The sequence below is a fragment of the Deinococcus cellulosilyticus NBRC 106333 = KACC 11606 genome, assembly GCF_007990775.1.
Classification (GTDB): Bacteria; Deinococcota; Deinococci; order Deinococcales; family Deinococcaceae; genus Deinococcus_C; species Deinococcus_C cellulosilyticus.
In genome coordinates this window covers 35,732-58,450 of the sequence record NZ_BJXB01000016.1, presented here as the reverse complement: position 1 = coordinate 58,450, position 22,719 = coordinate 35,732, and the positions used below count along the sequence as shown (strand labels likewise).

Below are 22,719 nucleotides of genomic sequence, written 5' to 3'. Positions count from 1 at the left end.
TATCACAGCTTCAGCTGTGGTGCATCCATTTGTTCATATTGTTCAGATGCCTGACAAAGTGCGGCCCCTCCAAACAGGCTGGCCTGTTCAAAGAGGGTGCTGGTCACGATGGGCACATCCTGCAGACGGGCTTTCAGAGGTGCTTCAAAGCAATCCAGAGCCCGGGCAATGTTTCCCCCCAGCACCACCAGACCAGGCTGAAAGCCTGACACCCACGGAGTGAGGATTTGCCCGAGTTCTTCGCCGAAATGCTGCATGACCTGCTGGGCGTGTGGATCATGGTCTCTGGCGGCAGTGCTGATTTCGTGCACCGTCCAGTTTCTGGAGGTGAGGCGGGTGTGGTGAAGCACAATGGAGCGCCCTGAAGCGTAGTCCTCAGCGATGGTACTGCGGTAGGGGGTGTTCCAGAGTTCACCGTCTGGGGGGACCCTGGGGTCATGGGTGAGCACACGACCTCGTTCCAGAAACCCTGATCCCAGGCCGGTGCCCAGCGTGACGCCCAGCACCCGTTCTGCGCCCCGGGCCGTTCCACCCCACCATTCTCCCAGCACGAACAGGTCAGCATCGTTGCCATACAGAACAGGGACCTGTGCCAGGGCACTGCTCATCCAGCGTTCTCTGAGGCCCTCGGTGAGGTTCATGCCCCTGAGCAGACGGAACTTGTGCTCATGCAGGGAAAATCCGCCCTGGTAATCAAAAGGGCTGGGGATGGCAATGCCAATGTGGGTGAGCCTTGGAGAGCCGACCAGCCGATGGGCCTGGTGGGCGGCCACGGCCCAGGTGTCGAGCAGGTGGTGGGCAGGGGCAGATTCCTCCACCCCTTTACGCACCAGACTTCTTTCAAGCAGCAGGCGCTCTCGCAGGTCCACCACTGCGGCCGTCACATGACTGCCCCCGATGTCCAGGGCCAGTGCGAACTCGGTCATGCGCCCACCACGGCAGGCTTCACCTGGGTGGCCTGATCTGCCCCCAGGTAACGCACCTGAACTGTTCTTCCAGCGAGGTCGGGAGCTTCCAGCACCCGGCTTTCCCCTGCACGCAGGTCAATGAAGTTGTCATTCCAGCCTACACTGGCCCCTGCATCCAGCCACACCCCTTTCACGGGTTTCTGGGCTGTGATGCGGATGCTGTGGTCGTTCAGGTACTCCAGCTGGAGTTGCGGGTCAGCAAAGTGGAAGTATTTGTAAGGCTCGGGGAATTCGCTGCTGCGGGCCACCACCTGATCATCGATCAGGAGTTCTGCAAAATGGATCAGGGGAGAGGTGTCCAGCTGCCATGCTTCCACATCGGTGCGGCGGTTCGGGAGCAGGGTGACCGTGCGTGTGGTGCTCGAAACCCATTCCCCCTGCAGGTTGTAGGCATGAAGGTGAAGGGTGGCCTCATGGGTCTTGAAGCTGCCACTGCTGACCCAGACCTCCAGATCCCGGGTTTTCTGGATGCCCACAGAAAAGGTGGAGAGTTCCCGTTTGATGGTGAAGTAGGCAGGTTTGGGGATTTCAAGAGAATCAATGATGGCCCAGCTTGACACGGGCCAGCAGTCATTGAGTTGCCACACCAGAGCCCCAGAGACCGCGTATTTTCCTGGTCCTTCAAAGCGTTTTCTGAAATCCCGGTAGGCATAACGCATGGCTTCTGCCTGCACCAGTTGCGTGTTGTAGATGTACTCTTCCAGGTTCCGGTGCCCTCTCAGGTTTTCTGCCTGATACACTGCGAGCCTTCTGGCTCCATCCGGTTTCCCATTGGGCCCGGTCGCTTTGGTGTGGTGCACAAAGGTCTGGCTTTCGGGAAACCACTCCGCTTCCGGCATGGACTGCTGAATCAGGGCCAGGGAGGGAGCAGACATCATGCCAAACTCACTCACGAAACGCCCCTCGAAATTTTTGTACTCCTGATAGGGGGCCATCTGTGCATGCCAGATTTCCCAGGTGTGGCGGTCTCCGGTCAGGCCCGTGTACACGTCATCTCCGCCGTAGGGACTGCCGGGCCAGTACAGGGTGCCAGGATCAAGGCGTTCACAGACTTCGCGCAGCAGCACCTCGTAGATGACTTTCGCATCAAACTTGCTTTCATCGCCACCGGGGCCATATGCTCCCACACTCTGCGCAATCTGGTAGTCCTCGTTGTTGCCGCACCACAGGGCAATGGAAGTGTGGTTCCTGAGGCGCTTCACCTGTGCTTCTGCTTCCTGTTGCACGCTGGCCCTGAAGCTTTCATGGGCCGGGTACATGCCGCAGCCGAACATGAAGTCCTGCCAGACCAGCAGCCCAAGTTCATCGCAGAGGTCATAGAAGACATCGGCCTCGTAAATGCCTCCACCCCACACCCGGATCATGTTCATGTTGGCATCTTTTGCCTGGGTGAGCCTGCGGCGGTACTGCTCATCGCTGATGCGGTTGAGGATCAGGTCATCGGGAATCCAGTTGGCCCCTCCAGAGAAAATGGGCTGGTTGTTCACCTCAAAATAAAAGCTGCGCCCGGATTCGCCGAGCACCGCCTCCTGCACCACCCGCAGCCTGCGCATGCCCAGCCTGAGCTGTTTCTGGTCGAGCACTTCATTTCCAGCTTGCAATCTCACCTGCAGGGTGTAGAGGGGCTGTTTTCCATATCCGTTGGGGAACCAGAGTTCAGGTGCATCCACCTGAAACAGGACCTGACTGCTTTCACTGGCCTGAACCTGCTGCTGCTGGACCACCTGACCGTCGGGACCGAGCAGGGTGATGTGGAGGATCTGGTCTGTGAGGGTGCCAGCAAGTTGCACCTGGACCGGAACCAGTGCACTGTGCAGGTCAGGGGTGACTTCCACTGGAGCGTACACATCATCGATTCTGGCGGTAAAGGCCCGCAGGCGGATGGGTTTCCAGGGGCCAGCAGTCAGCAGCACCGGACCCCAGTCCCAGCCATAGTGGTACTGGGCCTTGCGCACGTAAACACGGCTGTGGTCCCCATTCCAGACAGGCCGTCTGCCATGCTGTGCTTCAAGTTCACGGCCCTTTTCCAGAGGACTTTCAAAAACAAGCTGCAGGGTGTTTAGGCCTTCTTGCAAACAGCTCTTGACATTGATGGTCCGGGGCACGAACATGTTGTCGCTGACCAGAATCTGCTGTCCGTTCAACCAGACAGTGCAGAGGGTGTCGAGCCCTTCAAAGTGCAGCTCAACATGCTCGGCCTGCAGGTCTGCAGAGGTGACGGTGAATTCGGTGCTGTACAGCCATTCATCCTCTCCGATCCACTGGACGGTTTTTTCATTCAGGCCGTAGAAGGGATCATCAATCTGGCCGGTTTTGAGGAGGTCCCATTGCACTGTACCTGGAACGGTGGCCGGGGTCCAGCCTTCCTGGGTCTGGAAGTCAGCCTGGAGAGACAGTGAAGGGGTGCGGGCTTTGAGGGTCCAGCCGGAATGCAGGAGATGTTCAATCATCGGGGGTCCTTTGGGAGCCAGGCAAGGGTTTACCTGTCACAGAAGAGTAACAACGGTAGTGTTTACTAAACTTTAACACCTGTTGCTGGGAAAGTCAAAAGCCCTCAGGGCAGACCCATTTCAAGCCCCACATGCACAGCAGAGAGGTTTGAATTTGTTTACCAAACGCCCTAAGATGGTGGATATGTCCGGCCTCCCTGTATCCAACGACGAACCCACCATCCGCGATGTTGCCAGGCAGGCGGGCGTATCCATTGCCACCGTGTCAAGGGCACTGAAAAACCAGCCTGGCCTGACCGAGGACACCCGCAGGCAGGTGCTGGAGGCCGCTGCTGCCCTGGGCTATGACCTTGCCAAACTGCGTCCGGTCAAGGCCCGCAGAATCGGTTTTTTCATGCAGCGACAGAACCATGCCCTGACCAGCAACCCCTTCTACTTCCCGGTCTTGCACGGGGTGGAGGATGCCTGCCGCAAGGAAGGTGTGGCCCTGTCCTACTGTCAGGTGGCCCCTGAAGACAACATCCCGGAGATCATCCGCATCCAGGAGGTCGATGCCCTGATCTGTGTCGGGCATTTCGACCCGGAAATGCTCACGGCCTTCAAGCGCTCTGGCAAACCGGTGATTCTGGTGGACAACCACCAGCCCGGGTACCTCTGTGTGAACACCGACAACCTGACCGGAGCCTACCAGGCCACCCAGCATCTGATCGCCATGGGCCGCAAACGCATTGCTTTCATCACTGGCCCCCACCATTTCAGCATTCACCAGAGGCAGCAAGGTTACATGCAGGCCCTGCAGGATGCCGGACGCGAAATCGACCCTGCCCTGATGGTGCAGCGCTATCCCATTGATGAGCAGGCTGGAGCCTACCCAGCCATGCAACAGCTTCTGGCCCTCAAAGATCCGCCCGATGCGGTTTTTGCCTACAACGATGAAACTGCAATTGTGGCGATTCAGGCCTGTCTTGATGCAGGGCTCAGTGTCCCGGAAGACATCGCCATTGCGGGTTACGACGACATCCCCAACGGTGCCCACGGCAACCCGTCCCTCACCACCGTGCATGTGGACAAAGAGGTTCTGGGCAGAGAAGCGGTGAAACTGATCCTGCATCCCAAACGCAAAGACGATCAGGTGCTGGTTCCTGTGCGCCTGATCATCCGGCAGAGCACCAAGTCCAGGGCCAGCAGACGCAGGTAACGAAAGAATCCATGAGCAGGCAAGGGTATTCCTTGCCTGCTGTTGTTTTTCGTGTGAGATGAGGAGGCGTTTTTTTCGGACGGATGCGTCCAGTTTCCTGTGCTGAGCAAATGAACTGAGGAGGTTGCCAGGGCACTTCACCAAACGTTTTTACCTCTGTGGCAAAGTTTCATGGCAGGTGCTTGCTGGATGAGGGTTTTGCTTCAGATGCAGCTGGAAACGTTTCTGATGTGTTTAGTAAGCAATTCTAACTTATTCAAATTTGGATCAGGTCAAAATTCATATATTGTGCTTGCTGGTCACCTGTTCAAACGATTCGATTCGGAATTTGTATCGTCTTGATCAGCTTCTGGCCAGAAAGCTGCTCCATCTCATGCATTTGACATTTTCAGAATCAGGGTGCTACACTTCAGCTACAGTTTACTAAACACAACAACGGGTTGCTGAAACGGTTCGGTTTTCACTGAACCGCAAGCATAAACGCTGTGAACCCCAGGGCCCATCCACCCGACTTCACTTCCTGGGGGTTTGGTAATCCATGCACCACAGATCGAATCAAGGAGAGACCATGAAGCTCAAGACCCTGACTGCTGTACTTGCCCTGTCCCTGTCCGCTGCCCAGGCCGAAAAACTCACCATCTGGCTGGTGGGAGACAACGCCAACATGGCAACCATCGTGCAACCCGCTGCAGACCTGTACAAGGCCAAGCACAAAGATGTGACCTTCGAGATTCGCACCATCCCCTGGAGTGACGCCTACACCAAATACCTCGCTGCCATTGCCTCCAGAACGGGTCCTGACATCATCACCGGAGGTCTGTCCTTCGGGATCTCGCTGGGTGAACAGGGTGGCCTGATCAACCTCTCCCAGAAGTACCCCGCCTTTGCTGCTCAGGTCAGAAAAGTCGCCCAGAAAGGCGTGATGAACTCCATCACCGCCACCGACGGAACCCTCTACGCCGTGCCTTTTGACCTCACCGTGCAACTGATGTATTACCGCACCGACGTGCTGCAGCAGGCAGGCATCAAAGGGGCACCCAAAACCTGGGCCGACTACACCAAAGCCGTTGAAAAACTTCGCGCCTCTGGTAAAAAAGGTGCCATGATCCAGTGGGGCAACGCAGGATGGCTCTCCTACTTCCCTTACCTCTACCAGGCTGGAGGACAGCTGTACGACGACAAGTGCACCAAAGCCGTCATCAACAGCCCTGAAGGGGTCACCGCCCTCAGGTACTTCGCGGACTTCTACACCAAATACAAGTCCCCCACCGACGGATGGCCCGACCTCGAAGCAGGCCTTGCCAGTGGCGACTACCCCATCGGCATCACCGGGAACTGGTCTCTGGGAAGCCTCCCTGTGGCCCAGCCCAAAATAGACGGAAAATGGAAAGCCGCCAAACTTCCTGCAGGTCCCACCGGAAAATCCACCGCTTTCATTGGGGGCAGCGTGATGGGCGTGATGTCCTACACCAAAGTGCCCGATCTGGCTGTGGACTTTATGAAGTTCCTGTACACCGGACCTGCCGTGAAAGCCATGATCAACTCGGCCAACAAGGTGGGCACCCTGTGGATTCCTGCCCGCACCGACATGGCCAGCCAGCTCAACCTCCCCGCAGACCGCAAGAGTGCCCTGATTGCCCAGCTCAAAGACGCTGAAGGCCCCGCCAACTGCAAAGGCTGGGAAGAGTCTGGAGACGCCGTGCAGAAAGCCATTCAGGCCGTGATCTTCAACGGCACCGATCCCAAAGATGCCCTGGACGCCGCAGCCGCAACCATGAACAGGAACCTCAAGAAGTAAAGCTGCCCTGAGGATGGAGTGCACCGGGCAAAACCTGTGGTGTGCTCCATCCCACCCCCATGATGTTCTCTCCTGAACCGGAGGCGCTATGAAAAACGACCTTGGAACCCAGGCGCAGCTCACCCTGGAAGTCAGCAAACCCCGCAGGCGTTCCCTGAACACCCTGCTGCAACACCACTCTGTTCCGATGCTGATGCTGCTCCCCTTCATGCTGCTGTTCGTGGTTTTTATGGTCTACCCGGTCCTGAAAAGCCTGTACCTCAGCTTCACCGACTACAACGCCGTTCGTGACCCCACTTTTATCGGCATCCAAAATTACCGGGAGATCCTCGCCGATCCCCGCTTCTACAAAGCCCTGCAGAACACCACCATCTACACCTTCGCCTCGGTGATCCTCACCAACATCATCGGGCTGGGGCTGGCGATGGCGTTTGGTTCTCAACGGGTCCTGGATCAAATTTTGCGCGGCATCTTCTTTCTGCCAGCGGTTGCCGGCGGCATTGCCATCGCAACCGTCTGGAAATGGATTCTCAGTTCCGAAGATTACGGTCTTCTCAACACCATCATCGGCTGGTTTGGTGTGGAGTCCATCTCCTGGCTCGGGACCCCGAAATTTGCGGTGCCCGTGCTGATCATGTACACCGTGTGGAACGGACTCGGGTACTCCATGATCCTTTTTGTCTCCAACCTGCGCAGCATCGGCAACGAACTGTATGAAGCAGCGGCCATCGATGGGGCCAGCCCCATGCAGCGCTTTGTGGCCATCACGGTGCCCCTCTTGAGACCCACCTTCATCTACACCACCGTGACCGGGATCATCGGGGCCTTCCAGGTGTTCAGTGAGCCCTACATCTTTTTCGCAGACGTGCACAACGTCGGGGGCATCCTGGACAGTGGTCTCACCGTGGTCACCTACCTGTTCGAGAAAGGCTTCTACCGCTTCCAGATGGGCGAGGCCAGCGCCGTGGCCTGGATTCTGTTCGCCATCTGTTTCGTGCTCACCCTGATCAACCTGCGGGTGCAGCGGGCCAACGAGTCGGTCCAGTGAGGAAGGTGCATGATGGTCGGTGAAAAAAGAAACCCCTGGCTGGACCAGCTGATCCGCTTTCCGTTCTATTTGCTCGCCCTGTTCGTGCTGCTGCCCTACTACTGGATGGCCACTGCAGCCTTCAAACCCCTCTCGGAAATTCAGGCCCGACCCCCCTCTTTTCTGATCAAGGAACCCAGCTTCCACAACTTCTTTGATCCCAGATGGAAGTTCGGAGAGGTGAGCACCCTGCAGGACGTCACCCAGGGCCTGTTCCAGCGTTACGAGGTCGGGTACCTCGGGCAGATTTTCGCCAACAGCCTTGGCATCACCATCTTCGTGACCCTGTTCAGTCTGCTGCTGGCCTCTGCTGCCGCTTACGTGCTGGTCAAGCACAAATTCTGGGGAGCGAACTTCATTTTCGGCCTGATCATCGCCTCCATGATGGTCCCCTGGGAGGTCACCATCATCCCGAACTTTCTGACCATCCGGGACCTGGGCTGGATCAACTCCTATCAGGCCTTGCTCATTCCCGGTCTGGCCAAGGCCTTCACGGTGTTCTTCTTCCGGCAGGTCATCATGAACATGCCCAATGACCTCTTTGAAGCTGCCAAGATCGACGGGGCCAATGAGTTCCGCATCTGGTGGCAGATTGTGCTTCCCCTGCTGCGTCCTGCCCTCGCTGCCATGGTGATTTTCGTGTCTCTCGCAGAATGGAACAACTTCATGTGGCCCCTGATCGTGGTCAATGACGCCAGCCACATGACGCTTCCCCTCCAGCTTTCTCAACTCGCAGGTGACCTCTCCAAAGACCCCAGATCTGCGGGTGTGGTGATGGCAGCAACCCTGCTGGTCTCCCTGCCTGCCCTGGTGATCTTCATGCTGTTCCAGAAGGACTTCATCAATGGACTGACCGCCGGGTCCGTGAAAGGCTGAGCTGTGAAGGTTCCGGTTGCTGCTGTTTTTCTGACCGTTGCTCTGGCGGGTGGAGTGCTGGCCCAGACCCCTGCCACTGTTCTGAATCTGGGATCTGCACAGGCCCAGTTCATGAAGCCTGTGGAACTGCCCATCGAGACCGATGGGGTGTTTGAAAACCCCTACGATCCTGAGCAGGTGGACCTGTGGGTCAGCTTCACCTCGCCTTCTGGAAAAACCCTGAAGGTGCCTGCTTTTTACAGCCAGGATGTGGATGCAGAGACTTTACAGGTGAAGCCCAATGGACGCTGGAAGGTGCGTTTCACCCCCAATGAACCTGGACCGTGGAGTGCTCAGGCCAGTCTGAAGCAGGGGAATGTGCAGAGCGCAGCCCTTCAACTCAACGTGGCTGCAAATCCATCTGCCAAAGGTCTGGTCCGCATCAACAAAACGAGTCCCCTGTACTTTCAGCACGAGAATGGAGACTTTTTCCTGCCCATCGGACAGAACATCGCCTGGGCCACCTCCACCGGACAGGCCACCCTGAACGATTTCCAGCGCTGGTTTTCTCGCCTCAGTGAAAATGGGGGGAACATCGCCCGCCTGTGGATGCCCTCGTGGAACTTGGGGATCGAGTGGAAAGACACCGGACTGGGCAATTACCAGAACCGTCAGGTGCAGGCCCATCTGCTGGATGAGGTCTTCAGGATGGCGGAAGATCGGGGCATCCAGATCGAATTGGCCCTCCTGAACCATGGGGCCTTCAGTGCCACCACCAATCCCGAGTGGGACGACAACCCTTACAACATCAAAAACGGGGGCATGCTGCGTTCTCCTGAAGAATTTGCCACCCATGCGGAAGCGAAAAAATACTTCAAGCAACGCCTGAGGTACATTGTGGCCCGCTGGGGTTACAGCCCGAACCTGTTTGCCTGGGAGTGGTGGAACGAGGTGAGCTGGACCCCCATCGACGACACCCTGCTTGCACCCTGGATTCAGGAGATGACGGCCCACCTGAAAACCCTGGACCCCTATGACCATCTGGTGTCGGTCAGTTATGGTTCTGCCTCGGTGGGCAACACCTGGACTCTGCCCGAGATTGATTTTGTGCAGGAGCACGACTACAGCCAGCGGGATGTGGGGCGTTTCCTGGGCGCCAGTTTCCGGCAACTGAATGAAAACACGCCCGGAAAACCCATCATGCTGGCAGAACTGGGGTATTCCTCGGCAGGCACCGATGACCTGCCCCTCAGCCGGGATGAGATCCAGTTTCACAACGGGCTGTGGGCTGCTCCCTTCTCGGGCTTTGCCAGCACAGGCATGTACTGGTGGTGGGACAATTTCGTGGACCCCAGAAACCTCTGGACCCACTACAAAGGAGTCTCTGAATTCTTCCAGGGAGAGAATCTGGCAGTGATGAGGCCCAGCAAAGTCAAGACCAGCGACCTCTTTGGTGCCCTGGCTCTCGGTCTGCAGAACGAGTCTCGCGCCCTGGTGTGGGTCAGGAACAACATCTATGACCCTGGTGAGGCCCTGAAGGTTTACGCCGATGCCCTAAGGAACGGCACTTTCAAGGAAGGCTGGACCTTCAATCCCGATCCCGTGAAAGATCTGGAGGTCACCGTCAGTGGCCTGAAAGATGGAAATTACCAGATTTCCTTCTATGACCCCCAGAAAAACCAGTGGCTGAACATCACCTCTGGCATATCCTCAGGAGGCGTCCTCTCTGTCTCTATCCCTGAACTGGTCAAGGATCTGGCCTTCAAGGTCACCCTGAAATAAAAGCTGATCCTTCCGTCTTCTCTCCCTTGTCCTGAAAGGATTCCCATGCCCCGATACGGATTCAACTTCCAGTGGATGTACACCGGAGAATACAGCACCGAACCCCTCGAAGCCGACGAAAAAGCCCTGGATTTCATGCAGCAGTTCGGGTTTGATTTCGCCCGGATTCCCATCAACTACTTCTACTTCACCCGCGACTTTGATTACTTCAACCCTGATGAACGGGTGCTGGCCTACCTTGACCGTTACCTGGAAGCCTGCCAGAAGCGCGGCATCCACATGAGCCTGAACCTGCACCGGGCACCCGGTTACTGCATCAATTACAACGACTTGGAGAAACACAACCTCTGGCAGGACCAGATTGCCCAGGATGCTTTTGTGTTCCTGTGGGAGCATTTTGCAGAACGGTTTAATGGGGTGCCTTCCAGCCAGCTCAGTTTCGATCTGCTCAATGAACCCCCGGAAATCGGGCAGTACGGCATGACCCGTGACATTCACGAGAACCTGATGCGCCGTACCGTCGCTGCCATCCGGGCCATCGATCCTCAAAGGGAAATTGTGATTGACGGTCTGGGCGGAGGGAACATCGCCATGCCAGAACTCGCAGACCTCGGGGTGATTCACTCAGGAAGGGGATACCAGCCCATGACGGTCTCCCACTACCGGGCCGAGTGGTGGGACGGCTCAAAAGGCATGCCCATGCCCACCTATCCTGATTGCGAGTGGTACGGTAGGGTCTGGAACATCGACACCCTGCGTGAATACTACAAGCCCTGGCAGGCCATCCGCGAAAGTGGCGTGCAGGTGCACATCGGGGAGTTTGGTTGTTACCGTTACACCCCCAATGATGTGGCGTTAAGGTGGTTCAGGGACCTCTTCCAGGTGTACCAGGAACTGGGCTGGGGATTCGCCCTGTGGGAATTCAAAGGCAACTTCGGGATTGCTGAGCACGGGCGTCCCGGTGTGGTCTACGAGGACTTCCACGGCTACAAGGTCGACCGTGAACTTCTGGACCTGATGCTCGAAAGCCGCGTGCAGCCCGTAGAAGCCTGAAATTCAGCATGTCTGGCAGGAGGTGGCATGCCGCTTCCTGCTTTTCTTGTGCAACTGACATCAGCTGAAGAGGTCGTTTAGATCACTGCTCCTCGAAACAGCAGTCCCCACAGTCCAGTTGTGTCAGATTGGGCAGTGCAGCAAGGACAGTCATTCCTCTGCAGAACACACCGAGGTTGAAGATGCGCAATCTGAAAGAACAACACTATTTTCTGGAACGCTTTCAGGGGTCCAGACCCATCCAGACCTTCCTGTTTCTTTACGAGGGGCAGGGAAGCAGGCTGTTCTGGTCCTTTCTCCTGTACGTCATCAAGGTGAGTCCTGCGGTTTTGCTGCCCATCATCACCGCAAGGGTGGTGGATGTGATCAGCACCCGTGCCCCTTTGCAGCACCTGTGGATGTGGGCCGTGGTGATGGCGATTTTGCTGGTGCAGAACATTCCCAACCATTACCTGCATGTGCGTTACCTCAGCATGGCGACCCGCACCATGGAAAACCGACTCAGGGCCGCGATCTGCAGGCACCTGCAGCACCTCTCCATCGGCTTTTACAACCGCACCAGTGCAGGGTCCCTGCAGAACAAGGTGCTTCGTGATGTGGAAGCCATTGAACAACTCACCCGCATTCTGTTTGACACGGGCCTGGGGGCCCTGGTGTTCATTGTGGTGGCCCTGGTGACCACCGCGATCCGTGCCCCCGAATTCATCCTGTTTTACGTGGTCACCGTCCCGGCAGCAGCCCTCCTGGTGCGGTCCATGCGGGGTGCCCTCAGCGACCACAACAGTGCTTTTCGCAAAGAGCTTGAGGCCATGAGTGCCCGCATCATGGAGATGACCAGCCTGATTCCCATCACCAGAGCGCACGGACTGGAAGACCAGGAACTGAAAAGAGTTTCCCACACCCTGGACCGGGTGAAGGAGGCCGGGGTGGGTCTGGATTCCATCAACGCCATGTTCAATGCGGTGGCCTGGGTGACCTTCAACGTTTTCAACATGGGTTGCCTGATTGTTGCCGGATACGTGTATTACGTGCAACTCCTGCCCATCACCGTGGGAGATGTGGTGATGCTCTCGGGTTTCTTTGGGTCCCTGACCAATGCGGTGATCAACCTGATCAATCTGGTGCCGCAGATGTCCAAAGGTCTGGAAGCCATTCGCTCCATTGGAGAGGTGCTGGAAAGCCCGGACCTTGAACACAACTCTGGCAAAGCTGTGGTGAAGGGTGTCAGGGGGGAATTCACTTTTCAGGAGGTGTGTTTCCAGTACCCGGATGAGGACCAGCATGCCATCCGCCACTTCAACCTGACGGTGAAAGCAGGGGAGACGGTGGCCCTGGTGGGACCGAGCGGCTCAGGAAAATCCACCATTCTCAGTCTGGTGATCGGCTTCAACCGTGCAACTTGTGGAAAAATCCTGCTGGATGGGAAAAACATGGAGGAACTCGACCTGAGGACCTACCGCCGTTTCCTCTCGGTGGTCCCCCAGGAATCCCTGCTGTTTGAGGGGTCCATCCGGGACAACGTGACTTATGGCCTGGGGAAGGTGGATGAAGATCGTCTTCTGGAGGCCCTGAAAGACGCCAATGCGTGGGAGTTCATTGAACGCCTCCCCGAGGGTCTGGAAACCCGTGTGGGTGAAAAAGGAGCCCGCCTGTCTGGAGGACAGAAACAGAGACTGGCGATTGCCCGTGCCCTGATCCGCAACCCCAGGGTGCTGATTCTGGACGAGGCCACCTCTGCTCTGGACACCGAGAGCGAGCACCTGATTCAGGAGGCCCTGGAACGTCTGATGAAAGGTCGAACCACCTTTGTGGTGGCCCACAGGCTTTCCACTGTGCGAAACGCAGACCGCATTGTGGTGCTTGCTCAGGGCAAAATCGAGGAAGTCGGACCACACCAGACCTTGCTGGAACAGCAGGGACTGTATGCCCAGCTTTACAACAGGCAGGCTGGCGTGCACCAGATCCACTGAACAAGGGCTCTCAAACAGGTTGCAATTTCTGATGGGGTGAAGCAGGCAACTGCACTTCTATCCCATCTCCAGCCTGGACGGTTCCACCCCGCAGGACAATCCCCATCACGCCAGCTTTGCGGATCAGGTTGCCTTCTGCATCCCGGTCCAGCACAGCCTGCATCAATCCAGGTTGCAGGCCATCAAGTTGTGTGCAGGGATTGCGCAGGCCAGTCACCTCGACCAGGACTTCACTGCCAATGTGCAGAAGTGTTCCCGTGGGCAGCCCCAGGAGGTCCACTCCTCGCGTGGTGATGTTTTCACCCATCTGGCCCACCGTGATGGGGAAGCCCCTCTGTGTCAGTTCGTCATGCAATTCGGCATGAATCAGGTGAACCTGCCTGAGGTTGGGCTGACTGGGATCACGGGCGACCCTGGAACGGTGCTTGACCGTGACCCCCTGGTGGGCATCGTGTTCCACACCCAGCCCGGTCAGAAGCTGGATGCTGGGCTGGGTGGTTTTGGACATGGTGTGGCTTTCACTGCGGTGAACGGCAACAACTTGACCCATGGTTTTTTCTCCTCGTCTGATGGTGCAGCTTTGATGTGGGTGCTCAGTTCAAGGGTTGACCAGTTCATTTTACCGGGTGCCTGTTGTTGCCCTGGGCCTATTTTTTGAAAGTTGCCCAGACCTTTCAAAACTTCAGGCCGCTTTGGCCCTCAGGTAAGACTGCCTCAGCTGCAACAGCACAACCGAGCCCAGCACCATCGCTCCACCCACAAATTGCTGTGGAGCCAGCGTTTCATGCAGCAGCAATGCCCCGAGCAGCAGGGTGAAAATGGGCTCCAGGGTCGAGAGAATGGCCGTCTGGGAGGTCCCAAGAATCCTGATGCCGTAAAAAATACCAATCACGGGGATCACCGTGGCAACAGTTGCAATCCCAAACAGGAGCATTCCCTCTGCAGCATTGTGGGGCACATTGAAACCTTCTCCCAGCAAAGCCCAGGTCAGGAAGGCCAGGGCTGCCCCAAGACTGAGGAATGCACTGGTTGGAACAGGATGGGTGTCCCGGATGATTCTGGAACTCACGGTCAGGTAAATGGCATACCACACCCCCGAAGCCACCGCCAGCACAATGCCCAGCACACTGATTTTCCCATCCATCTGGGTGGTCAGGACAATTCCTGCGAACGCCAGAAGCAGGGCAAAGAGGGTGGTTTTGGTGGGGGTCTTGCGTTCCAGCCACCATTCCAGCAGGGTCACAAAAGCAGGATAAGCGTAAAGCAAAAGTGCAGTCAGGCCTGCGCTGAGGTGTTGCAGGGCCAGAAAATACACGCTGGCCTGAATGGCATAACCCACCATGCCCAGCAAAAGGGCAGGTACCCGCTGCTCTGGTTTCAGCGTCCATTCTTTTTTGAGGAGCATCAAGAGAAACAGGACCAGTGCAGCCAGACCAAACCGCCAGGCAAGGGTGCTCTGAAAATTGAAATCCATCTGGTAGGAGAACTTGGCAAAAATCCCCAGGGTGGCAAATCCAAATGCAGAGATGACCACCATCAGGGTGCCTTTCAGGTGAGGGCGCATGGTTCCAGTGTAAGTGATATATTGTATACAGAAATCCTTTGTATGACTTAAGTCAGGAGCGGTCAGTGATCAGCCATCAGCCGTCAGCAAAAGATGGATGGGAGGCTGAGGCTCCAGAAGACACTGGGTTCAACAACACCTGTACTGGACTCAAAATGAAATTCAGATCAATCTGGTCCTTCAGTCTGGATGTCTGTTTGTTCGTTTGAAAGCAGATCCGTCAGCCCTTCAGGGACGAGCCAGTCTCCTGATGCAAAGTCAGCCAGAGGCTTCCAGAAAGCCACTTCTGGTGCATCATTCACCTGCAGGGTTTGCTGATCGTAAATGGAGCCATCCAGAAATCGAATTCGGTACAGAAACGCCACTTCATGCTTGGTCTGGTCTGCCCACTTGTAGGTGTTTTCCAGTGTGGGAAGCTGTTCAAGAATTTCAATTTCTGCCCCCAGTTCTTCCCGAAATTCCCGGATCAAACCCTCTCTGGGATCTTCTCCTTCCTCCAGTCCACCCCCCAGTGGTCGGTAGAAAATCCGCTCTGTGATGGACTGTTTCCCCTCAAAAACCAGCAATTTTCCCTGATGCTCAACAATGCCCAAAACAATACGTCGCATGTCTGATTGTCGATGAATTGTTGCAGTGGTGTGGAGAGCAAGTCCAGAAGTCAACAGGGGAGTGAAAGCAGATTCAAAGGCTTCTGTTTGTCTCAAGGCTCAACACGCTGATGTTTCTGTCTATTCATCTGTTGTCCTCGTCTTTTCCTGACCCCACCATGCGCTCATGGGGGAGCCCATTTCACGCTGGGTCGCTGCGTCGCAGCCTCCTGCTTGGTGCCCTCAGCCCTGGGCTCTCGGCTCTCGGCCCGAACCCACTGCTTTCCAACCTCTGCCCCTATTCAATCTGTTCTCATCTGATCTACACCCCGCTCACTCTGTTCATGGCAGAACATGTTAACCTTTTCCTGTGAAAGCCTGTGGACAGGCTCTCCAGGAGCTCCTGAGAGTCATCATTCTGCTTCAGGGCAGCACCAGTGCACACACCAATGCCGAAGCCCTGAAAGCCCTGCAAAAAGCCCATGAATTGATTGCCCACCAGCAGCATGATCCGCTGCCTGAAAAGAAGGTCAGTTCCACCCAGCCGTCCTATCATGCCTATCACGCCAGACAGGCCACCCAGCAGGCCTTGAAGCTGCTTGAGGAACACCTCAGTGCACAGCAACCCGAATCCCTGCAGGAAGCCGCCCATCTGATCCGTGAAGCCTATGAAATCCTCTGAATCCCTCATGGTGAGGGATCTTTTTATGTTTTCTCTGCAGCTTTTTGCTCTGTTTTCTTGCGGACAGGTTTCTGCTCTGGAACATCATGCTGGGTTGGGGATTGCTGGTCTTTGAGTTTCCAGACCTCGATGGGTCTGCGGTGCACCAGGTCAAAGGCGTCCCCTTCGCTCAGCACATGCAGTTTGATGTCGTAGATGGAAAGGATCTGGTTGTTTGCCCCATCAGCAATGTTGGAGTGGGTGACCCCACTGCCATCCACCACGTAAACAGCACCATCTCCCAGCACGGTGAAGTACTCCTGGCCCTCCATGATGATGGCGGTGTCTTCATCAATGCCAATGCCGAGCACGCGGGGGTTCTGGGCCACTGCACCAAGCAGTCGGCCCATGCGGCCCCGTTCTGCAAAGTGCTGATCAATGATGGCGTTGCGAATCAGCTTCAGGCCCGGAGCCATGCGCAGGTCGCCGATGCGGTGAGACTCGCCTCCCTTGCCCTCGATCATCATGGTTTCGCACATCACTGAAGCGCCAGCGCTGGTGCCCACAATCAGACCCCCAGCATCATAAATTTCGTGGATGCGGCTGTAGATGGGGGTGTCGCCAATTTGACTGGTGATCCTCAGCTGGTCCCCTCCGGTGAAAAACACAGCTTTCACATCGTCAAAAGCTTTGATTTTTTCTTCCTGCATGGCCTCACTGCGCTCCGCAATGTAAAGTTCGGTCAGGTCGGTGATCCCCAGCTTCTTGAATGCTTCCTGATAGGACTCGAAATACCCCTCGGGCTGGTGAGAGGCCACGGTGGTGACCACCAGACGGCCCTTGCCCACCCTCCTGGCCACTTCTTTCAGGATCACCATGTCGTGTTCCTTGTCCTCATGGCCCCCAATGATGATCAGGGTTCCAGGATGGTCTCCCTTGCGCCTCTTTTGATCAGGCATGGGACCTCTCCAGCTGGGATGCACAGCTGCCCCCAGTGATTTTTGATTCTTGTATCGTCAATTCAGGCATTGCTGACCTCCTGTAGAGCAGGGGAGAAGGCCTTGATCTTCTCCCAGACTTCTTCGACCTCGGTGGCAATCACCACCACCAGGTCTCCTGGCTCTGCCAGGGTCATGGCTGTCTCCACAGCCTCATTTTCCCGCAGGACCGTCTGAATGCATGTAGGGGACATCCCAGTTTGCAGTGCCCCCTGCAGAAGCAGGGCGGCAGATTCGCCCTCCTCCCGTCCACGGGTGTCCTCATCGTCCCTGAGGATCATCTGGTCAAACATCTCTGCACAGAGCGCACCCATCTTCAGGATGTCCTGATTGCGACGGTCTCCTGCTGCACCGACCACCCCGATCACCCTGCCGTACTGCTCTTTCATGGCCAGCACCAGATTTTTCAGGTGCGTGATGCCTGCAGGGTTGTGGGCGTAATCCATCAGCACCGTGAAAGGATGTTCCCTGTAGAAATTGAGCCTTCCAGGGCTTTCTTCAAAACTGCACCCGAAAGTTTGCAGGGCTTCCCGGATGGTTGCTGATGGCACCCCCGCTGCATGTGCCATCGAAACGGCGGCCAGGGCATTTTCGATGTTCACACGGGCCAGACCCATCAGGGTGGCCGGGATTTCATTCACGGGCATCACCGGAGTGCCCTGACTTCCCTGATAAAGGGTGATCCAGCCAGGAGATTTCTGGGCCTGGCTGGCGGTTTCTGGCCCCACGGTTCTCAGGTGCTCAAAAACCACAGCTGTTCCACCTTGCTTCAGGTGCTCCTGAACGGCGGGTGCATTTGCTCCCTGCATGGAAAACAGCATCACCTGCCCTCCGGCCTGGGCCTTCATCCTCAGGACCAGAGGGTCGTCTGCATTGAGGATGCTGAACCCGGAAGGTGCAACAGTTTCAATCACCACGGACTTCACCCAGGCCAGATCTTCCAGGGTGTCGATGCCTTTCAGGCCCAGGTGGTCTTCCTGCACATTCAGCACTGCACCAATGTGGCATTCCTCAAAGGCCAGACCTGTGCGCATCATGCCCCCTCTGGCAGTCTCCAGCACGGCAAAATCAACCTCCGGGTCCATCAGGATGGTCCGGGCACTGATCGGTCCTGTGGTGTCACCCTCTTCGATGAGCATGCCGTCCACGTAGATGCCTGTGGAGGTGGTCAGGCCCACGGTGTAGCCCTGCTGTTTCAGGATGTGGCTGAGCATTCTTGATGTGGTGGTCTTGCCATTGGTTCCGGTGATGGATGCAATGGGAAGCTGGAAGGGTTGATCTGCAGGGAAAAGCAGATCCATGACCGGTGCTGCCACATTTCTGGGCGTCCCTTCACTGGGTTCCAGATGCATGCGGAAACCCGGGCAGGCATTCACTTCAATGATGCCCCCTCCTGTTTTTCGGATGGGCTTGCTGATGTCTGGAGCAATCACGTCCAGACCTGCCACATCCAGACCCACGGAGCGTGCCGCCCGCTCAAACATCCTGCGGTTCTCAGGGTGCACCTCATCTGTGCGGTCTATGGCAGTGCCTCCCGTGGAAAGGTTGGCGGTTTCCCTCAGGAAGACCACTTCACTTTCTGCAGGCACAGACACCGGAGCGAAGCCTGCCCGGGCCAGATGGTGGACCACCAGGTCATCCATGGTGAGACGGGTCAGGACTTTTTCGTGGCCCTCGCCGCGCCTGGGGTCCCGGTTCACCCGTTCCATCAGCTCTTCAATGGTGTGGACCCCATCCCCGACCACATGGGCGGGCACACGTTCTGCCGCAGCAACCAGTTTGCCTCCGACCACCAGAATGCGGTAATCCCTGCCCCGGAACTGCTGCTCCAGAATCACCTCTTCGCTGTGCAGTCGGGCCTGCTCGAAACCCCACTCCAGGGTTTCATCAGAGGACACATCCAGCGTCACTCCTCGACCATGGTTTCCATCCAGAGGCTTGGTCACCAGGGGATAGCCCAGTTCATGGGCCACCTTCAGGGCACCCTCCAGAGAGCGCACCACCTTGCCTTCAGGAACCGGAATCCCTGTCTTTTGCAGGAGGCTTTTGGTGAGGTCCTTGTCGCAGGCGGCCTCCACAGCCAGACTGGAGGTCAGGCTGGTGATGCTGGCCCGGATGCGCTGCTGGAATTTGCCATATCCGAGTTGCACCAGGCTGTAATCGTCCAGCCTGAGCACCGGAATGCCCCTTGCCTGGGCCTCTTTGACCAGGGCTGCTGTGGTCGGACCCAGCTGGGTTTTTCGTGCCTGTTTTTTCAGCCAGACCACGGCAGACCAGAAGTGCATGGCTGGAGGATCATCCACAGTCCATTCATCAGAGAGAAGGCCCGCATGGCCCTGAAGGCCCTGGCAGCATTCGGGCAGAGCAACCTCAATGAGTTGCAGGGCCAGCCACCCTGCCAGTCTGCCCACCTGCTCATTCTGGCAGGGGTACAGCACATCATTGTCCGCGATTTTTCCCGGGTGTTTCCGCAAGTTCAGTTCTGGAAGGTCCCCAAGGGCCAGCTTCTGCAACTGGCAGGCCAGCAGGGCAACCAGTTGACTCACCTGCCTGGATTCTGGAAGGGTTCTGACCTCAGTCAAACCATCACACCCATAAAGGGCGTCCATCACCTGAAGGACGGCTTCAGACCGGAAGGGCAGCAAGGACGCCTCATGCAAGCGCAGGCGCACCAGACGGCCATGACTGAATGCATTCGGGCCGCGGTACACCTGCACTTGAATGACCTGCAGAGGCTGGGAAGGGTCGGGAAACCGGGAAGTTTCAGGGGAACGGATCATGCGCAGGACCTTTCAGGGGAGATGTGCCAAGAACTGCCCAGAAGGGCTTCTTCTGAGCAGTTCTCTGCAGACTTGGTGTCGCATCATGTGTTGCTTTCAATCAAAAAGAGGGAATCACGCCCGGGGCAGGGGCAGTTTCACTCAGCTGTTGTTGCCACCACCACCGTGGGAGTTGCGGCCACCACGAGCGCGTTCCTCGTCGGTCAGTTCATGACGGCCTTCGTTGTTGCCGCCCTGTCCGCCGCCCTGGTTGCCACCTCGGCCCTGGCCGCCCTGGCTGCCACCCTGACCGCCTTCGCTGCCAGAGGTGTACTGGTTGTCGTGGGAGTTGCGGCCACCACGGGCGCGTTCTTCATCGGTCAGCTGGTGACGGCCTTCATTGTTGCCGCCCTGACCGCCCTGGTTGCCACCCTGGCCACCTTGACCGCCCTGAGCGTTCTGGCTGTCGTTTCTGTGGGAGTTTTCACCGCCACGGACACGCTCTTCGTGGGTCAGCTGGTGACGGCCTTCATTGTTGCCGCCCTGGTTGCCACCACGACCCTGGCCACCCTGATTGCCACCCTGGGTGGATTGCTGGTTGTCATTCTTGTGTGAGTTTTCGCCGCCCTTCACGCGATCTTCGTGTGAGAGGTTGTTGCCGCGGCCTTGATTATCATTCTGTGCCATAAGAGCCTCCTAATGATCGATGGTTTGCTGTTGTGGGAAACATGGGTCCGTGCTCCAAAATGGATGCTTGCCTGAACCTGTTCTGAAATAAAGCATGAATCAATGAACAACATCAAAGTGAATGCTGATGTGAATCTGAATCAGGTACATCGCATCTGAAGCAGGATAAGGCTTCACACAACCGGAATGTAACTGACGACCAGAATAGATTTGATCGACGAAATCATCTTAGTTTCGAAGCGTGATAGGCATATGATAATCTTAAAGGCCAGAAACGCATTCTGCTTCATTTGGCCTTAATTCAAACATTCCATTTTATCCATCTGATCTGAAGCTGAAAAATTGCTGAGCTGAGACTGACTTATAATGGGTGAAATGATTTAACATAAAACGCAGATGAAATAAAATTGTGCAATATTTTCAATTCAAGAAGTGGTCTAATTTGGTTGCATGGTTGGGCTTCCTGGTGACCCCCCTGTGAAGAACCTGTCACCTGAAGGACCAGGTCCAGACGAAGGCAGCAAAAGGGAGCATCCCTTGACAGTGACCCCACATAGACCTGTCAGTGACAAGTAAGACCCCTGTGAATATGCTGTGAATCATGCAAAGCATCCAGGAATTACTGACCCACTGTGTTGCACTGGGGGCAAGCGACATCCACTTGCGTGCCAAAGCCAGACCGATGGTCCGCATCGACGGAGACATGCAACGCATCGGTGAAGAAGAAATCAGTCCAGAACTGATGGAAGAATACTGCAAAGCCCTGATGGTCCGGCCCGGCATGTGGCAGGAATTCGTCGAGAAGAGAGACGCTGATTTTGCTTACGGCATCTCCGGTGTGTCCCGCTTCCGTGTGAATGCTTTCTGGCAGCGCGGAACCGTCGGACTCATCATGCGGGTGGTTCAGAGCAAAGAAATTCCCACCTTCAGCGACCTGGGCCTGAATGCCACCACCTTTGCTGACCTCTGCAGCAAAGAGCGCGGTCTGATCCTGGTGACTGGACCCACAGGAAGTGGAAAAACCACCACCCTGGCCAGCATGCTCGACTACATCAACCAGACCGCCCCTGTGAACGTGGTGACCCTGGAAGACCCCATCGAGGTCCTGCACAGGGACAAGATGGCCTCCATCAACCAGCGTGAACTGGGCCTCGACACCCTCAGTTTCGCTGCTGGACTGCGTGCAGCCATGCGCCAGGACCCGGATGTGATCCTGATCGGGGAGATGCGCGACAAGGAAACGGTGGAAGCAGCCCTTTCTGCAGCCCAGACTGGACACCTGGTGTTCAGCACCCTGCACACACTTGACGCCATCCGCACCGTGAACCGCATCATTGACTTCTTCGCTCCACACGAGCGAGGTCAGATCCGCATGGGCCTCTCCGAGTCCCTGGTCGGTGTGGTCAGCCAGCGTCTGCTCCCCAGAAAAGGTGGAGGACGTGTGCTGGGTCTGGAAGTCATGGTGGGTACCCCCACGGTCCGTGAATGCGTCAAAGACGAGGACAAACTGGAGCAGATCAAAGATGCCCTCATGGAAGGTGAACAGATCGGGATGCACACCTTCGACCAGCACCTTGCCAAACTGGTGCGGGACGATCTGCTGACCCGCGACGCCGCTCTGGAAGCGGCAACCAGTCCCCACGAACTCAGGATGATGATTGACTTCTTCTGAGAAGTTGCAACGACAGTGATGGGTGTGCAGTTTTTTCCAGGGGAATGAAATCAGGAAGAAGCAGATCAACAAAAGCAGGAGCCTCCTTTAACGGAAGCTCCTGTGTTCTTTGAAGCAGCAAGATGGCTGCAAGTTTTGATTTCAAGATGCCTGATGCAGATGGTGTTCCATGCAGTGAAGCAACTGGTCCAGGTTGAAGGGTTTCTGGATGAATTCACTGGCCCCGTGGTCCAGGGTGGACTGGATCAACGCTGGATCATGTTCTGCAGACACCATGATCACCGGGGTGTTCGGAGAGTGCTTCTGGATGAAGGGCAAGAGATCGAGGCCACTTCCACCCGGAAAATTGAAATCCAGCAGGATCACATCAAAATGGCTGTGGTCCAGCAGGGTTGCGAGGGCTTCGGTGAAGTCCGCAGCAGCGTGAACTTCGTATTCATTCAGGGTCAGGAAGCGGCGCAGCATGTTCCTGACGGGCTTCTCGTCTTCAACGATCAGAACGTGTGGATGGGGTTGTGGCATGAGGTTCACCGTTCGACGTCTCCTGTTTGAAAGAGGGCTCTGGGCGCTTGTCCTGAATTCAGTGTAACAAGCGATTCTGAAGTCCAGCCACGACCATCATTTTCTGAA

At 56.5% G+C, this 22,719-nt stretch carries 18 protein-coding genes; 9 read left to right on the top strand and 9 right to left on the bottom strand.

The annotated features are described in order from the left end of the window. Positions 1-2: 2 nt before the first annotated feature. Entirely contained in the window at positions 3-926 is a 924-nt protein-coding gene (locus tag DC3_RS17285; protein WP_146886498.1) for an ROK family protein, read from the bottom strand. Next, complete coding sequence (locus DC3_RS17280) at positions 923-3,418, bottom strand: beta-mannosidase (RefSeq protein WP_146886496.1); 2,496 nt, start codon at positions 3,416-3,418, stop codon at positions 923-925. Before DC3_RS17280 ends, DC3_RS17285 begins: the two co-directional genes overlap by 4 nt. Positions 3,419-3,602: 184 nt before the next feature. Here DC3_RS17280 and DC3_RS17275 point away from each other — a divergent pair, with 184 nt between their 5' ends. From DC3_RS17275 to DC3_RS17245, 7 genes are all read left to right on the top strand, one after another. After that, the gene (locus DC3_RS17275) at positions 3,603-4,616 is read left to right on the top strand and encodes a LacI family DNA-binding transcriptional regulator (protein WP_146886495.1); all 1,014 of its coding nucleotides are present in this window, start codon (positions 3,603-3,605) and stop codon (positions 4,614-4,616) included. Between the two features lie 568 nt (positions 4,617-5,184). Further along, complete coding sequence (locus DC3_RS17270) at positions 5,185-6,414, top strand: extracellular solute-binding protein (RefSeq protein ID WP_186816096.1); 1,230 nt, start codon at positions 5,185-5,187, stop codon at positions 6,412-6,414. Between the two features lie 88 nt (positions 6,415-6,502). Further along, positions 6,503-7,462 (top strand): carbohydrate ABC transporter permease, encoded by a 960-nt coding sequence (locus tag DC3_RS17265; RefSeq protein WP_146886491.1) that lies wholly within the window; start codon positions 6,503-6,505, stop codon positions 7,460-7,462. 9 nt (positions 7,463-7,471) lie between these two features. Beyond that, a complete protein-coding gene (locus DC3_RS17260) occupies positions 7,472-8,377 on the top strand; it encodes a carbohydrate ABC transporter permease (protein WP_146886489.1) in 906 nt (301 codons plus the stop codon). Positions 8,378-8,380: 3 nt separating this feature from the next. Continuing rightward, the gene (locus DC3_RS17255) at positions 8,381-10,138 is read left to right on the top strand and encodes a DUF5060 domain-containing protein (protein ID WP_146886487.1); all 1,758 of its coding nucleotides are present in this window, start codon (positions 8,381-8,383) and stop codon (positions 10,136-10,138) included. A 45-nt stretch (positions 10,139-10,183) separates the two neighbouring features. Beyond that, positions 10,184-11,191 (top strand): glycoside hydrolase family 5 protein, encoded by a 1,008-nt coding sequence (locus tag DC3_RS17250; protein ID WP_146886485.1) that lies wholly within the window; start codon positions 10,184-10,186, stop codon positions 11,189-11,191. Between the two features lie 182 nt (positions 11,192-11,373). Further along, positions 11,374-13,161, top strand: a complete 1,788-nt coding sequence (locus tag DC3_RS17245) for an ABC transporter ATP-binding protein (protein WP_146886483.1) — start codon at positions 11,374-11,376, stop codon at positions 13,159-13,161. Between the two features lie 10 nt (positions 13,162-13,171). Here DC3_RS17245 and DC3_RS17240 read toward each other — a convergent pair whose 3' ends face one another. From DC3_RS17240 to DC3_RS17230, 3 genes are all read right to left on the bottom strand, one after another. Next, on the bottom strand, positions 13,172-13,711 hold the full coding sequence (locus tag DC3_RS17240) for an MOSC domain-containing protein (protein WP_146886482.1): 540 nt from the start codon (positions 13,709-13,711) through the stop codon (positions 13,172-13,174). A 132-nt stretch (positions 13,712-13,843) separates the two neighbouring features. Then, on the bottom strand, positions 13,844-14,725 hold the full coding sequence (locus tag DC3_RS17235) for a DMT family transporter (protein ID WP_146886480.1): 882 nt from the start codon (positions 14,723-14,725) through the stop codon (positions 13,844-13,846). Positions 14,726-14,892: 167 nt separating this feature from the next. Continuing rightward, complete coding sequence (locus tag DC3_RS17230) at positions 14,893-15,333, bottom strand: NUDIX hydrolase (RefSeq protein ID WP_146886478.1); 441 nt, start codon at positions 15,331-15,333, stop codon at positions 14,893-14,895. A 349-nt stretch (positions 15,334-15,682) separates the two neighbouring features. Here DC3_RS17230 and DC3_RS17225 point away from each other — a divergent pair, with 349 nt between their 5' ends. Beyond that, complete coding sequence (locus DC3_RS17225; protein WP_146886476.1) at positions 15,683-15,994, top strand: hypothetical protein; 312 nt, start codon at positions 15,683-15,685, stop codon at positions 15,992-15,994. A gap of 23 nt (positions 15,995-16,017) precedes the next feature. Here the strand turns inward: DC3_RS17225 and DC3_RS17220 are convergent, their stop codons facing one another. The 3 genes from DC3_RS17220 to DC3_RS17210 all read right to left on the bottom strand — a co-directional run bounded on the left by DC3_RS17220 (position 16,018) and on the right by DC3_RS17210 (position 20,417). Next, the gene (locus DC3_RS17220; RefSeq protein ID WP_146886474.1) at positions 16,018-16,932 is read right to left on the bottom strand and encodes a cyanophycinase; all 915 of its coding nucleotides are present in this window, start codon (positions 16,930-16,932) and stop codon (positions 16,018-16,020) included. A gap of 62 nt (positions 16,933-16,994) precedes the next feature. Then, positions 16,995-19,751: a cyanophycin synthetase gene (cphA, locus tag DC3_RS17215; RefSeq protein WP_146886472.1), complete on the bottom strand. Its 2,757-nt coding sequence runs from the start codon at positions 19,749-19,751 to the stop codon at positions 16,995-16,997. 141 nt (positions 19,752-19,892) lie between these two features. Next, positions 19,893-20,417 (bottom strand): hypothetical protein, encoded by a 525-nt coding sequence (locus DC3_RS17210; RefSeq protein ID WP_146886470.1) that lies wholly within the window; start codon positions 20,415-20,417, stop codon positions 19,893-19,895. A gap of 601 nt (positions 20,418-21,018) precedes the next feature. Between DC3_RS17210 and DC3_RS17205 the strand changes: the two genes are divergently transcribed. Then, on the top strand, positions 21,019-22,089 hold the full coding sequence (locus DC3_RS17205) for a type IV pilus twitching motility protein PilT (protein ID WP_146886468.1): 1,071 nt from the start codon (positions 21,019-21,021) through the stop codon (positions 22,087-22,089). Positions 22,090-22,230: 141 nt separating this feature from the next. Here DC3_RS17205 and DC3_RS17200 read toward each other — a convergent pair whose 3' ends face one another. Further along, entirely contained in the window at positions 22,231-22,611 is a 381-nt protein-coding gene (locus DC3_RS17200; protein ID WP_146886466.1) for a response regulator, read from the bottom strand. Between the last annotated feature and the right edge of the window lie 108 nt (positions 22,612-22,719).